Source organism: Nocardia pseudovaccinii, from assembly GCF_050942345.1.
GTDB classification, from domain to species: domain Bacteria; phylum Actinomycetota; class Actinomycetes; order Mycobacteriales; family Mycobacteriaceae; genus Nocardia; species Nocardia pseudovaccinii.
Map to the genome: position 1 here is coordinate 2096523 of NZ_CP192074.1, position 13442 is coordinate 2109964.

Consider the following 13442-nt stretch of genomic DNA (forward strand, 5'->3'; position numbering starts at 1 on the left):
GTCGGATAACGGGTCGTCCCTGGTAGGCAGGGCTCGCGGCGTCCGGCACGACGAACGACTTACATCGTATGACACCCGCGCTGAAACAGGTTCCGGTCCATCGGATTCCCAGCCGATCCGAGCGCCGACACACGGGTACGGTGAAAAGAAACGGCTGCCGCCTCGGCGGTAGCGGCGGATGCGGCGCTATGTCGCTGGTCATCGGCACCTAACATGGATGCCGCATTACCATGAAGCGTGCTGCGGATTCCGCCGTGCTCGGCGGGGCCATGTGCACACTGCCCGCCCCGGGTGACAGCCGAACATTTGACACACCGACCAGAGGACTGACGAGACCCGTGCCTGCGCTGACACTGACGAGGTTGCTACGGATTGGTGAGGGACGCACGGTCAAGCGGCTCGCCCACCTCGCGGAAGAGGTCCTCGCGCTCGGGCCCGAGATCGAGGAGCTCACCGACCACGAGCTGCGTGCCAAGACCGATGAATTCCGGGACCGCTACGCCGACGGCGAAACGCTGGACGATCTGCTCCTGGAGGCGTTCGCGGTGGCCCGTGAGGCGTCCTGGCGGGTGCTGAACCAGAAGCACTACAAGGTGCAGATCATGGGTGGCGCGGCGCTGCACCTCGGCAATATCGCCGAGATGAAGACCGGTGAGGGCAAGACCCTGACCTGTGTGCTGCCCGCCTACCTCAACGCGATCTCCGGCGACGGCGTGCACGTCGTCACGGTCAACGACTACTTGGCAAAGCGCGATGCCGAGTGGATGGGCCGTGTGCATCGCTTCCTCGGGCTGAGCGTCGGCGTGATCCTGTCGGGTATGACCCCGGCCGAGCGTCGCGAGTCCTACAACTCCGACATCACCTACGGCACCAACAACGAATTCGGCTTCGATTACCTGCGCGACAATATGACCCACTCGCTGGACGATCTGGTCCAGCGCGGGCACAACTTCGCCGTGGTCGACGAGGTCGACTCCATCCTCATCGACGAGGCCCGCACCCCGCTGATCATCTCGGGCCCGGCCGACGCCTCTTCGAAGTGGTACGCCGAATTCGCCCGCATCGCACCACTGTTGAAGAAGGACCTGCACTACGAGGTCGATATCAAGAAGCGCACCATCGGTGTGCACGAGGCGGGCGTGGAGTTCGTCGAGGATCAGCTCGGCATCGACAACCTCTACGAGGCGGCGAATTCGCCGCTGGTGAGCTACCTGAACAACGCCATCAAGGCCAAGGAGCTCTACCACCGGGACAAGGACTACATCGTCCGCGACGGCGAGGTCATCATCGTCGACGAATTCACCGGCCGCATCCTGGTCGGGCGCCGCTACAACGAGGGCATGCACCAGGCGATCGAGGCGAAGGAAAACGTCGAGATCCAGCCGGAGAACCAGACTCTGGCCACCATCACGCTGCAGAACTACTTCCGCCTCTACGACAAGCTTTCGGGTATGACCGGTACCGCTGAGACCGAGGCCGCCGAGCTGCACCAGATCTACAGCCTCGGCGTGGTCCCGATTCCGACGAACAAGCCGATGGTCCGCGCGGACCAGTCCGATCTGATCTACAAGACCGAAGAGGCCAAATTCTCGGCCGTGGTCGACGATGTCACCGAACGGAACGAGAAGGGCCAGCCGGTGCTGATCGGTACCACCAGCGTCGAGCGCTCGGAGTACCTGTCCAAGCAGTTCACCAAGCGCGGCATCGCGCACAACGTGCTGAACGCGAAGTTCCACGAGAAGGAAGCCGAGATCATCGCCGAGGCCGGTCGCCCGGGCGCGGTGACGGTCGCGACGAATATGGCCGGTCGCGGTACCGACGTCGTGCTCGGCGGTAACCCGGACATCATCACCGACATCATCCTGCGCAAGGAGGGTCTGGATCCGGTGGAGACGCCGGAGGAGTACCAGGCCGCGTGGTTGCCGACGCTGGAGCGGGTCAAGGAGCAGACCGCCGAGGACGCCGACGCGGTGCGCGATGCCGGCGGCCTGTATGTGCTCGGCACCGAGCGGCACGAATCGCGCCGTATCGATAACCAGCTGCGCGGTCGTTCCGGCCGTCAGGGTGACCCGGGTGAGTCCCGGTTCTATCTGTCGCTGGGCGACGAGTTGATGCGGCGCTTCAACGGCGCCGCACTCGAAGCCATCATGACCAGGCTCAACCTGCCCGACGATGTGCCGATCGAGGCGAAGATGGTCTCCAAGGCCATCAAGAGCGCGCAGACCCAGGTCGAGCAGCAGAACTTCGAGATCCGCAAGAACGTGCTCAAGTACGACGAGGTGATGAACCAGCAGCGCACCGTCATCTACGGCGAGCGCAACCGGATCCTGCGCGGCGAGGATATGGAGGGCCAGGTCCAGGAGATGATCACCGACGTGATCACCGCCTACGCCGACGGCGCTACCGCCGAGGGCTATGTCGAGGACTGGGATCTGGACAAGCTGTGGACCGCGCTGAAGACGCTGTACCCGGTGAGCCTGGACTACAAGGAGCTGACCGGTGAGACCGGTATCGGCGAGGCGGGCGATCTGACCAAGGACGAGCTGGTCGAATCGCTGCTCGATGACGCGCACGACGCCTACGAGAAGCGTGAACAGCAGATCGACGGTCTGGCGGGCGAGGGTTCGATGCGCAATCTCGAACGCCAGGTGCTGCTTTCGGTGCTGGACCGCAAGTGGCGCGAGCATCTCTACGAGATGGATTACCTCAAGGAGGGCATCGGCCTGCGTGCCATGGCGCAGCGCGATCCGCTGGTCGAATACCAGCGCGAGGGCTTCGACATGTTCGCCGCGATGCTGGAAGGCCTGAAGGAGGAGTCGGTCGGCTTCCTGTTCAACCTGCAGGTCGAGGTGCAGCAGCCGCAGCCCGAGGGCGTCGCGGTCGATCCCGGCCTGCGCTCGCCGGTCGGCGCCACCGCGCCGCGTCCATTGCCCACCCAGGAAGCGCCGGTCGGCAATGGTGCGCCCGCGGCGTTGCGCGCCAAGGGGATCAGCGATTCCCGGGCCAACAACGGCTTCCACTATTCGGGTCCGGACGAGGGCGGCCACGCCGCGGTGCACAGTGATGCCGAGGAGTACGGCGATGGCAGCACTCGCCGTGAGCGCCGCGAGGCGGCCCGCGCACAGGCCAAGCCGAAGCGCGCACCGAAGACGCGTCGTCGGCACTGATTCGATCACGAAGGCGCCCATGGACTCGAGTCCATGGGCGCCTTCGGCGTCGGTGAACCGGCCACGAGGGGTGGTGCGGCGGAGTAGCTTACGAGGCGTGGACCGGGACGCTGTCGAGAAATGGGTCGGTGGTTATGAACGGGCCTGGCGTGCGCCGGGTACCGCGATGCTCGAGGAGCTGTTCACCCGCGATGTCGAGTATCTGGTGTCGCCGTGGGCGGATCCGATCGTCGGTCTCGAACCGCTCGAGGTGTTCTGGGAGGCCGAGCGCAGTGGGCCGGACGAGGCGTTCACGATGGCAGCCGAGGTTGTCGCGGTAGAGGATTCGACCGCCGTGGTGCGGGTGGGCGTGGAGTATCGGTGGGACACGTTGTCGCGCTGGCGGGATCTGTGGGTATTGCGGTTCGACTCCGCCGGTCTGTGCGACCGATTCGAGGAGTGGCCCTTCGCGCCTGAACAGGCCGACGGGCACTGACTACCAGGATTCGTTGGAGTTCAGCGCGGTCAGCAGGAGGCGGATCGCGGCGACGCGGCGTTCCTTGCCGGGCAAGGTATCCAGCGCACATTCGGGGTCCGCGGGCGGACCGAGATGGGTGCAGCCGCGGGGACAATCCTCGATGGCGGCGGCCAGATCGGTGAAGGCGGCGATGACATCGTCGGGCGTGATGTGAGCCAGTCCGAAGGAACGGACGCCAGGTGTGTCGATGACCCAACCGCCCTGCGGGAGCGGCAGGGCCACGGATTGGGTTGAGGTGTGTTTGCCCTTGCCCACGCCGGAGACCTCGCCGACCGCCCGATCCGCATCGGGCACAAGGCGATTCACCAGCGTCGATTTGCCGACGCCGGAGTGGCCGATGAAGGCGGTGAGTCGGTCGGTGAGCAGATCGAGGACCGGTTCGCTCGGGTCGTCGATGCCGCCGTAGATGATGGTGAGGTCGAGATCGTCGAAGGCGGCGGCGAATTCGGATTCGGCGGCAAGATCGTGTTTGGTCAGACACAGAATCGGTTGCAGTCCACCGGCATACGCGGCGACCATGGCACGCTCGACGAAACCGGTGCGCGGCGGCGGATCGGCGAGGGCGACCACGATGAACAGCTGTTCGGCATTGCCGACGACGATCCGTTCGAACGGATCGGTGTCATCGGCGGTGCGGCGCAGGACGGTTCGGCGTTCCCCGACGCGGACGATGCGGGCCAGGGTATCGGGTCTGCCGGATAGATCGCCGACCACGTCGACCTGATCGCCGACGACGATCGGGGTGCGGCCCAGTTCCCTGGCCCGCATAGCGACGATCAGCTTGTCCGGATCGCCGCCGAGCACGCAACCCCAGCGACCGCGGTCCACCGAAACGACCATGGCCGATTCCGCATCATTGTGCTGCGGACGGGTTTTCGTGCGTGGACGAGACGACTTGCCCGGGCGCACCCGGACATCCGATTCGTCGTAATCGCGACGTCTCAGCGGGCCGCTCCCTGATCGGTGAGCGTGGGATCGAGCATCTGCTCCCACAGGCCGACGAATCCGGGCAGCGTCTTGGCCGTGGTGCCGATATCCTCGATCGCCACGCCGGGCACCCGGAGTCCGAGAATCGCACCGGCCGTTGCCATTCGGTGGTCGGCATAGGAATGCCAGTTGCCGCCGCGCAGCGGGGCCGGAATGATCTCGAGTCCGTCCTCGGTCTCGGTGACATTGCCGCCGAGCCGGTTGATCTCGGTGGACAGGGCCGCGAGCCGATCGGTCTCGTGCCCGCGCAGATGTGCGATGCCGCGCAGCCGGGACGGCGAATCCCCAAGTGCCGCAAGGGCGGCCACGGTCGGGGTCAACTCGCCGACATCGTGCAGATCGATATCGATACCGGCCAGGCGCTCCGGGCCGTGCACGGTCAGCACACCGTCGAACCGGGTGACCTCGGCCCCCATCCGCACCAGGATCTCCCGGATCACATCACCGGGCTGGGTGGTCAGGCGCGGCCAGTGCGGGATGCGGACCTCGCCGCCGGTGACGGCGGCCGCGGCCAGGAAGGGCGTGGCATTGGACAGGTCCGGCTCCACATCCCAGTTCACCGCGCGGATCGGGCCGGGGGCGACGGTCCAGGTCTGGGCCTTGCGGCTGTCGGCCGGTGCATCGACGGCGACCTCGGCGCGCCGCAGCATCTCCACCGTCATCTCGATATGCGGCATCGAGGGCAGTGCCTTGCCGTCGTGGTGTACCACGATGCCCTCGTCGAACCGGGCTGCCGACAGCAGCAGTCCGGAGACGAACTGGGACGACCCGGAGGCATCGATGGTGACCGAGCCGCCGCGCAGCGCACCCGTGCCGTGCACCGTGAACGGCAGTGCGTCGCCCTCGATTTCCGCGCCGATCCGGCGCAGTGCCTCAAGGATGGTGCCGAGTGGGCGAACTCGGGCCTGCTCGTCACCGTCGAAGGCGACATCGCCGGTGGCGAGGGCCGCGACCGGGGGGAGGAACCGCATCACGGTGCCGGCCAGGCCGCAGTCGACGGTACCGCCGTGCAGCGGCGCGGGTGTCACGGTCAGCGTGTCGGCGTCGCCCTCGATCCGTGCGCCCAATGCGCACAGGGCGCCGATCATGAGTTCGGTGTCGCGGCTGCGCAGCGCGCCGGAAATGGTTGAGGGACCCTCGGCGAGTGCGGCCAGGATCAGTGCCCGATTCGTGATCGATTTCGATCCGGGCAGGGTCACGGTCGCGTGCACGGGGACACTGACATGGGGCGCTGGCCAGAAACTCACCCGTCCATCTTCGCCCATCGCGTCACCGGACACACGGGCTGGGCTGTGTTTGATTTGCGGCGCCTGCGGCGCCGCGGGTTCGCGGCCCCCGGGTGTCTCGCGTCCGAGCCGTCGAGACTCGCGACTTCGTCGCATGCGCTTCGACGGCTCGGACGCGAGACGGGCCGCGAACGGTCGCTCGTAAGACTCGCTCCGTGGTGGTTGACGGGGCGGGACGTTCGGCACCTGGCGCACGCCTGCCGGATGCCGCGCCTGCGGCGCATGCGTTTCGACGGCTCGGACGCGAGACGGGCCGGGAACGGTCGCTCGTAAGACTCGCTCCGTGGTGGTTGACGGGGCGGGACGTTCGGCACCTGGCGCACGCCTGCCGGATGCCGCGCCTGCGGCGCATGCGTTTCGACGGCTCGGACGCGAGACGGGCCGGGAACGGTCGCTCGTAAGACTCGCTCCGTGGTGGTTGACGGGGCGGGACGTTCGGCACCTGGCGCACGCCTGCCGGATGCCGCGCCTGCGGCGCATGCGTTTCGACGGCTCGGACGCGAGACGGGCCGCGAACGGTCGCTCGTAAGACTCGCTCCGTGGTGGTTGACGGGGCGGGACGTTCGGCACCTGGCGCACGCCTGCCGGATGCCGCGCCTGCGGCGCATGCGCTTCGACGGCTCGGACGCGAGACGGGCCGCGAACGGTCGCTCGTAAGACTCGCTCCGTGGTGGTTGACGGGGCGGGACGTTCGGCACCTGGCGCACGCCTGCCGGATGCCGCGCCTGCGGCGCATGCGCTTTGGCGGTTCGGACGCGAGGCGGCCGTGAACGTCGCTCGTAAGACTCGCTTCTCGGTGTTCGGCAGGGTGCCTGGGCTCGCCCGCGACGTGCGAGCCCAGCAAACCTACTTGTGGCGTCCGTGCAGGATCGGGACCATGCGACGCAGCAGCTTCATGGTGGACTGGGTCCGCGAGTAGCTGAGCAGTGCCATGCCGGGAATCGCGAAGCGCTGCACCGCGATCGAATGCGGCCGGGCGAATTCGCGCAGGCCGGGCTCGCCGTGGATGCGCCCGATTCCGGAATCGCCGACACCGCCGAAGGGCAGGCCCGCGATGGCGGCGAAGGCGAGTACGGAGTTCACCGAGGTCGCGCCGACGCGCAGCCTGCGCGCGATCTCCAGGCCGTTCTTCTTCGAGTAGACCGCCGAGGACAGGCCGTATTTGGACTTGTTCGCCAGCTCGACCGCCTCGTCGACGCCGTCCACCGTGCGAATGGTGACGGTCGGGCCGAAGGTCTCCTCGGCCACGGCCTCGGAGTTCTCGTCCACATCGACGAGCACGACCGGCTCGATGAACGGACCCTTGACCGACTCCGGCCCGCCGAGCACCGCGGTGCCGCCGTTCTTCAGCGCGTCATCGATATGGCGACGCACGACATCGATCTGGCTGGGCATGGTCATCGGACCGTAGGAAGCATCAGCGTCCGAGCCCGGCTTGATGTCCTTCAGAATGCGCTCGACCTCGGCGACGAATTCGTCGCGCACCGAGCGATCGACGTAAACCCGCTCTACACCGGCGCAGGTCTGGCCACTATTGGCGGTGGCGCCCCAGGCGACCGCATCGGCCGCGGCCTTCACATCGGCATCGCTCGCGACGATCACCGCATCCTTACCACCGCATTCCAGCAGCACCGGGGTCAGCGATTCGGCGGCCGCTGCCATGATCTTCTTGCCGGTCGCGGTGGAGCCGGTGAACGCGATCTTGTCCACCCCGGCCTGAACCAGCGCGGCGCCGGTCGCGCCGTAACCATTGACCGTCTCGAAGACACCTTCGGGCAGTTCCGGATTGGCCTTCTTGAACGCATCGGAGAGGAAATTGCCGATGCCGGTGGAGAATTCGCTCGGCTTGAAGACGACGGCATTGCCCGCGGCCAGGGCGTAGGCGATGGAGCCGTTCGGGGTGTAGACCGGATAGTTCCACGGACCGATCACGCCGATGACACCGAGCGGGCGCTGCTCCAAGCGCGCGGAGAAGTTCGCCATCAGCGCGCCGGGGGAGATCTTCTTCGGCGACAGCACCTTCTTGGCGTTCTTGGCCGCCCAGGCGATGTGCTCGAGCGCGAGCATCAATTCGAGGAACGCGTCGTCGAGTGGTTTGCCGTTCTCCTTGTGGATGAGCGCGGTGAACTCCGCGGAGTCCGCGACCAACTGGCTCGACCAGCGCAGCAGATGTTTGCGCCGCTCGTCGAAGCTCAGTCCGCCCCAGGTGGCGGCGGCGGTACGGGCCTTGGCGACGGCGGCGCGTACCGCGTCCGCATCCGCGATGGTATGGGTGGCGATGACCTCTCCGGTGGCCGGATCGACCGATGTCAGCGCCGTCTGTGGCGCCGCTGGGGTGGTCTCGATGGTTGTCACGGTTGGTCTCTCCTCTTGCCGAGATAAGTTAACGACCATTCTCTGAGATGATGCTATGCCACAACTCTCACCAGGTCACCCCTCCCGTCAATTCTTCCCGAGTCTGTCGGCGCCGCGTGCAAGTATCGAGATATGTGCGGCAGATATGCGACAACTACCGATCCCGGTCGGCTCGCCGCCGAACTGGACGCCATCGACGAGACGCCGACCGCTGACAACGGCGGTTCCGCCAACTACAACGTCGCGCCGACGACCCAGGTGCTGACCGTGGTGGAGCGCCATGAGCATGGGCACTCGGAGGACGACCCCAAGTTGCGCGTCCGGCGGATGCGCTGGGGCCTGATCCCGGTCTGGACCAAGGCCGCCGAACCGGGCGTGCCGGTCAAGGGCAAACCGCTGTTCAATGCCCGCGCAGACAAGGCGGCGACCACGCCGTCATTTCGCGATGCGGTGAAATATCGCCGCTGTCTGGTTCCGATGGACGGCTGGTACGAGTGGTTGGTCGAACCGGATGCCGGGGCCAAGGGCAAGGTCGCGAAGCATCCGTACTTCATGGCGAATGCCGATGGCTCACGGCTGTATATGGCCGGATTGTGGTCGGTGTGGCGGGACCGTTCACAGCAGGAGAGCGAACCGCTGCTGTCGTGCACCATCCTGACCACCGACGCCGTCGGTGAGCTCACCCGTATCCACGATCGGATGCCGCTGCCCATGCCGCAGGAGAATTGGGCGGCCTGGCTGGATCCGGATCATCCGGCGCCGGCCACCCTGCTCGAGACGCCGGCCGAGGAATCGGTGGCTGGCATTGTGGCGCGTCCGGTCTCGTCGCTGGTCAACAGTGTGCGCAATAACGGTCCGGAGTTGTTGGCGCGGTTGGACTCTCGGGCCGGTACGGAAAAGGCCGGGCAGATCAGCTTGCTGTGATCGCCCGGCCCGCCGTTCATCGACTCAGAGCTGGCACTTCACGCTGTCCGTCACGATATTCAGCGCGCACTTGGCGATACCGCCGCCCAGGTCGATCACCTTTCGGGCGACGCCGCCGTACATGTCGATGACCTTGCCTGCGACGCCGCCGCCCAGCTTCTCGGCCTTGTCGGCCTTCTCATCCTTCGTCGGGGTGTTGTTCTTCTTCGGTCCGTCGTCAACGACGTGCTCGTCGAACGGGAAGTCGTTGACGTCGATCACCAGGGGGCTGCCCGGTGCGGCGGTGGCCGTAGGCGCAAGCAGCGCGACCGGGCCGTTGGTGAGCAGGAGAACTCCGAACAGGGTGACGATCACGGTGCTGCACAATCGCTGGCGCGCGGACATTTCGCATCACATCCTCGAGTCGGACGATCTGGGCCCGTTCAGTAACGCACAAATGTTGCTGACGTGGTGCGGATTTATACGGATGTGACTGGTGCGGTTACCGCATCGGTGAGTCGGACCAGGTCCACCGGTGCCAATTCGATCTCCAGTCCGCGCCGTCCCGCGCTGCAAAGCATGCGGTCCCAGGCCAATGCCGAGGCATCGACCACGGTGGGCAGCAGCTTGCGCTGGCCGAGCGGGGAGATGCCGCCGAGTACGTAACCGGTGATTCGCTCGGCCTTCGCCTTATCCGCCATGGCCGCCTTGGGTGCACCGAGCGCCGCGGCAGCGGCCTTGAGCGACAAGGTATTCGGCACGGGCAGCACCGCGACCGCGAGCGCGCCGGACGACAATTCGATCACCAGCGTCTTGAAGATCTGCGCCGCCGTCACCCCGACCTCGGCGGCGAGTGCGTCGACCGCCTCGCCGCCGTAGGAGTCGGCGCGCGGATCGTGCTTGTACGCGTGTACGCGGTGGGCCACACCGGCCTTGGCCAGGGTGCGGATCGCCGGGGTCGAGGCTCCTGCCATGCCGGTCACCCTAATGGCGGTCCGCAACGCGTTTTTCGGTGCGGGGAGTTCGCTATGGGAACACAGTCGAGCGCGGACATGTTGCATGCGATACGGAAGCCGCACGGCGGTCGTACGACGTGAAGGAGAGGTCGGTGCCGGTTCTGCTCGAAGAACGCCCGGTGACGTCGCGGGTGTCCGATTGGCGGCGCTCCCGGCGCCCTACGTGGTTACGCTCCGCTACCGCCTCCGGGCGCGTCGAGAGCACCGCGGGGGACTCTCAGTTCTCACTCGATCTGGCCACGCCTGTAGATTTGGCAGGTACGGCGATCGAAGGGATTGGTGTGACGAGCGACGATGACGTGGTGACCGACGGTGCGGTCGGCGCCGCGGTCGACGATGCCGAGCTGGTGCAGCGGTTCGAGCGCGATGCGCTCCCGTTGCTCGACCAGCTCTACGGTGCCGCGCTGCGCATGACCCGGAATCCGGCCGATGCCGAGGATTTGGTGCAGGAGACCTACGTCAAGGCCTTCCAGGGCTTCAAATCCTTCAAGGAGGGCACCAATCTGCGTGCCTGGCTCTACCGGATCCTGACCAACACCTACATCAACTCCTACCGCAAGAAGCAGCGTCAGCCCGCGCAGTATCCGACCGACGAGATCACCGACTGGCAGCTCGCCGCCACCGCCGAGCACACTTCGACCGGGCTGCGTTCGGCCGAGGTGGAGGCGCTGGACGCGCTGCCGGACGACGACATCAAGGCCGCACTGCAGGAGCTGCCGGAGGAATTCCGGATGGCGGTGTACTACGCGGATGTCGAGGGGTTCCCATATAAGGAAATCGCCGACATCATGGGCACCCCCATCGGTACCGTGATGTCCCGGCTGCATCGCGGCCGCAAGCAGCTCAAAGGATTGCTCGCCGATGTGGCGCGCGAACGTGGATTCAACCGCAACGGCGCGGAACGCCAGGAGGTCAAGCAGTGAGTACGGAGCGTGACCCCGATATGGAGTTGGACTGCACGGCTGTGCTCGCCGACGTCTGGCTCATGCTCGACGGTGAATGTGACGATGCCACCCGGGCCCGGCTGCAGCACCACATGGATCACTGCTCACCGTGCATCGAGGCCTACGGCATCGAGGAGAAGATCAAGAGCCTGCTGAGCCGCAAGTGCGGCGGCGATCGGGCGCCGGATTCACTGCGCGATCGGCTGAGCCTGGAAATCCGCCGATCCGTCACGGTCACGCGGGTCGAGACCACCGAGTAGTTCCGGAAACAGAAAAAACACCGAGTGCCTACGGAAGATCATGGCTCTCGGTGTTTTTCGTCTGTTACGGCTCAGGCGTTAGGACGCTTGCCGTGGTTGGCCGCGCTTCCCTTGCGGCTGCGCTTCTTACGACCACGCTTACCCATAGGTAGTCTCCCTTCTGATTGAAGGCCATTGTTTCATGTGTGGTTGGCTGTAGCTTCAGCGGATACGGGCGAACGAGTGGATGAGGTGTCATGGCGGAGGAAGTGCTCTCGGAGCTGGTGTCGGTCGTGCAGCAGGTTGTCGTTGCCGAGGGTGACGAGGTACACGAGGGCGACACGCTGGTGATCCTCGAGTCGATGAAAATGGAGATCCCGGTGCTCGCCGAAAGCGGTGGCACGGTGACCTCGATCGGCGTCAAAGAGGGCGATGCGATCAAGGCCGGGCACCTGATCGCCGTCATCTCTTAACTTCTGAAGCGGGTAGATCGAAAATGGCGACACTGAGTGAGCTGCTGGCCGAACACACCGACCTACCCGGCGTCGCCGTGGACCATCTGCAGCGGGTGGTCGGCGATTGGCAGCTGCTCGCCGATCTGTCCTTCGCGGATCTGCTGCTGTGGGTCGGTGCGGGACCGATCGCCGACGGCGCCGATATCGTGTGCGTCGCACAGTGTCGACCGACGACCGCGCCCACCGTCCATCCGGAGGATCGGGTCGGCGGAACCGCATTGCAGACCGATCATCCGCAGGTGTTCGACGCGCTGATGACCGGCAAGATCGTGCGCGCGGACAGCGATATCGAGGCCGAGGGCGTCTACCATCCGCATCCGGTGCACGCCATCCGCGAGGCCATTCCGGTACGCTGCGGCGACGATGTCATCGCGGTGCTCAGCCGCGATACCGATCTGCAGCGTTCGCGCGTGCGCAGCACGCTGGAGATCGCCTACGTCGCCTGCGCCGATGATCTGTGCCAGATGATTGCCGACGGCACCTTCCCGACCACCGAGGACCGCGCCGCGACGCACTCCAGTCCGCGCGCGGGCGACGGCTTCATCCGGCTCGATACCGAGGGCATCGTCGTCTACGCCAGCCCGAACGCGCTGTCGGCGTATCACCGGATGGGGCTGCAGTCGGATCTGGCCGGTCAGGATCTGGCCGTCACCACCCGGTCGCTGATCACCGATCCGTTCGACGCCCAGGAAGTCGTCGGCGATATCCAGGCCGCCCTGGCAGGACGCACCGGGCGCCGCATGGAGGTCGAGGCGCGCGGCGCCACCGTGCTGCTGCGCACCCTGGTGCTGCGCCCGCACGGGGAACTGGCAGGGGCTGCCGTGCTGGTCCGCGACGTCACCGAGGTCAAGCGCCGCGACCGCGCGCTGCTGAGCAAGGACGCGACCATCCGCGAGATCCACCACCGGGTGAAGAACAATCTGCAGACGGTCGCCGCGCTGCTGCGGTTGCAGGCGCGCCGCACCGAGAACGAGGAGGCGCAGGTTGCACTGACCGAATCGGTGCGCCGGGTCACCTCGATCGCCTCGGTGCACGAGATGCTGTCGATGTCGGTGGATGAAGAGGTCGATCTCGACGAAGTCGTGGACCGGCTGCTGCCGATCATGGCCGATGTCGCGACCGTGCACACCGCGAGAATCAAAGTGCGCCGGTCGGGTTCGCTCGGCGTGTTCTCCGCCGAACGCGCCACCCCGCTGGTGATGGTGCTCACCGAACTGGTGCAGAACGCCATCGAGCACGCCTTCGATTCCGGCGAAAACGGCACGGTGACAATCCGTTCCGAGCGTTCGGCGCGCTGGCTGGACGTGATCATCAGCGATGACGGCCGCGGCCTGCCGCCGGGTTTCAGCCTGGAATCCTCCGACCGCCTCGGCCTGCAGATCGTGCGCACCCTGGTCACCGCGGAACTCGGCGGTTCCATCGGCCTGCACCCCGGCGCCGACATCGGCACCGACGCGGTGCTGCGCGTTCCCTTGGGTCGACGCTCGGGTCGTTGAGGCGAATCTCCTTCGGG

At 66.3% G+C, this 13442-nt stretch carries 13 protein-coding genes; 7 read left to right on the forward strand and 6 right to left on the reverse strand.

Translation table 11 applies throughout. The features are described from left to right. The first annotated feature begins 338 nt into the window (after positions 1 to 338). Together secA and ACQPZ2_RS09470 are read left to right on the forward strand one after the other, a co-directional pair. Positions 339 to 3167, forward strand: coding sequence for a preprotein translocase subunit SecA (gene secA / locus ACQPZ2_RS09465; protein WP_433525201.1), 2829 nt, complete (start codon positions 339 to 341; stop codon positions 3165 to 3167). 97 nt (positions 3168 to 3264) lie between these two features. Further along, positions 3265 to 3642, forward strand: coding sequence for a nuclear transport factor 2 family protein (locus tag ACQPZ2_RS09470; protein WP_433525202.1), 378 nt, complete (start codon positions 3265 to 3267; stop codon positions 3640 to 3642). Here ACQPZ2_RS09470 and rsgA read toward each other — a convergent pair whose 3' ends face one another. From rsgA to ACQPZ2_RS09485, 3 genes are all read right to left on the reverse strand, one after another. After that, positions 3643 to 4629, reverse strand: coding sequence for a ribosome small subunit-dependent GTPase A (gene rsgA, locus ACQPZ2_RS09475; RefSeq protein ID WP_433527376.1), 987 nt, complete (start codon positions 4627 to 4629; stop codon positions 3643 to 3645). It lies immediately after the preceding gene. Further along, positions 4626 to 5936 (reverse strand): 3-phosphoshikimate 1-carboxyvinyltransferase, encoded by a 1311-nt coding sequence (aroA, locus tag ACQPZ2_RS09480; protein ID WP_433525203.1) that lies wholly within the window; start codon positions 5934 to 5936, stop codon positions 4626 to 4628. The genes rsgA and aroA overlap by 4 nt, the downstream gene beginning before the upstream one ends. 867 nt (positions 5937 to 6803) lie before the next feature. Continuing rightward, positions 6804 to 8351: an aldehyde dehydrogenase family protein gene (locus ACQPZ2_RS09485; protein ID WP_433525204.1), complete on the reverse strand. Its 1548-nt coding sequence runs from the start codon at positions 8349 to 8351 to the stop codon at positions 6804 to 6806. Positions 8352 to 8444: 93 nt separating this feature from the next. On the opposite strand from ACQPZ2_RS09485, the gene ACQPZ2_RS09490 reads away from it, so the two are divergent. Further along, on the forward strand, positions 8445 to 9236 hold the full coding sequence (locus ACQPZ2_RS09490) for an SOS response-associated peptidase (RefSeq protein ID WP_433525205.1): 792 nt from the start codon (positions 8445 to 8447) through the stop codon (positions 9234 to 9236). Positions 9237 to 9260: 24 nt separating this feature from the next. On the opposite strand, the gene ACQPZ2_RS09495 is transcribed toward ACQPZ2_RS09490, so the two are convergent. Beyond that, on the reverse strand, positions 9261 to 9590 hold the full coding sequence (locus tag ACQPZ2_RS09495; RefSeq protein WP_433525206.1) for a hypothetical protein: 330 nt from the start codon (positions 9588 to 9590) through the stop codon (positions 9261 to 9263). A 104-nt stretch (positions 9591 to 9694) separates the two neighbouring features. Further along, complete coding sequence (ybaK, locus tag ACQPZ2_RS09500; RefSeq protein WP_433525207.1) at positions 9695 to 10189, reverse strand: Cys-tRNA(Pro) deacylase; 495 nt, start codon at positions 10187 to 10189, stop codon at positions 9695 to 9697. A gap of 323 nt (positions 10190 to 10512) precedes the next feature. Here ybaK and ACQPZ2_RS09505 point away from each other — a divergent pair, with 323 nt between their 5' ends. Both ACQPZ2_RS09505 and rsrA read left to right on the forward strand, forming a co-directional pair. Beyond that, entirely contained in the window at positions 10513 to 11154 is a 642-nt protein-coding gene (locus ACQPZ2_RS09505) for a sigma-70 family RNA polymerase sigma factor (protein ID WP_062984334.1), read from the forward strand. Between the two features lie 20 nt (positions 11155 to 11174). After that, on the forward strand, positions 11175 to 11435 hold the full coding sequence (gene rsrA / locus ACQPZ2_RS09510; RefSeq protein WP_327101779.1) for a mycothiol system anti-sigma-R factor: 261 nt from the start codon (positions 11175 to 11177) through the stop codon (positions 11433 to 11435). A 71-nt stretch (positions 11436 to 11506) separates the two neighbouring features. Here rsrA and ACQPZ2_RS09515 read toward each other — a convergent pair whose 3' ends face one another. Further along, positions 11507 to 11581 carry a 50S ribosomal protein bL37 gene (locus ACQPZ2_RS09515; RefSeq protein WP_095887907.1) on the reverse strand — a complete coding sequence of 25 codons (75 nt, stop codon included), beginning with the start codon at positions 11579 to 11581 and terminating at the stop codon, positions 11507 to 11509. Between the two features lie 90 nt (positions 11582 to 11671). Here ACQPZ2_RS09515 and ACQPZ2_RS09520 point away from each other — a divergent pair, with 90 nt between their 5' ends. Next, on the forward strand, positions 11672 to 11887 hold the full coding sequence (locus tag ACQPZ2_RS09520) for a biotin/lipoyl-binding carrier protein (protein WP_040694864.1): 216 nt from the start codon (positions 11672 to 11674) through the stop codon (positions 11885 to 11887). 23 nt (positions 11888 to 11910) lie between these two features. Next, positions 11911 to 13425 (forward strand): sensor histidine kinase, encoded by a 1515-nt coding sequence (locus ACQPZ2_RS09525; protein WP_433525208.1) that lies wholly within the window; start codon positions 11911 to 11913, stop codon positions 13423 to 13425. The last annotated feature ends 17 nt before the right edge of the window (positions 13426 to 13442 follow it).

What these genes read in the sequence shown, in the direction of transcription:
- aroA (WP_433525203.1), bottom strand. Translation starts at nt 5,936, where the DNA reads ATGGGCGAAGATGGACGGGTGAGTTTCTGGCCAGCGCCCCATGTCAGT.
- ACQPZ2_RS09485 (WP_433525204.1), bottom strand. Translation starts at nt 8,351, where the DNA reads ATGGTCGTTAACTTATCTCGGCAAGAGGAGAGACCAACCGTGACAACC.
- ACQPZ2_RS09490 (WP_433525205.1), top strand. Translation starts at nt 8,445, where the DNA reads ATGTGCGGCAGATATGCGACAACTACCGATCCCGGTCGGCTCGCCGCC.
- ybaK (WP_433525207.1), bottom strand. Translation starts at nt 10,189, where the DNA reads ATGGCAGGAGCCTCGACCCCGGCGATCCGCACCCTGGCCAAGGCCGGT.
- rsrA (WP_327101779.1), top strand. Translation starts at nt 11,175, where the DNA reads ATGGAGTTGGACTGCACGGCTGTGCTCGCCGACGTCTGGCTCATGCTC.
- ACQPZ2_RS09520 (WP_040694864.1), top strand. Translation starts at nt 11,672, where the DNA reads ATGGCGGAGGAAGTGCTCTCGGAGCTGGTGTCGGTCGTGCAGCAGGTT.
- ACQPZ2_RS09525 (WP_433525208.1), top strand. Translation starts at nt 11,911, where the DNA reads ATGGCGACACTGAGTGAGCTGCTGGCCGAACACACCGACCTACCCGGC.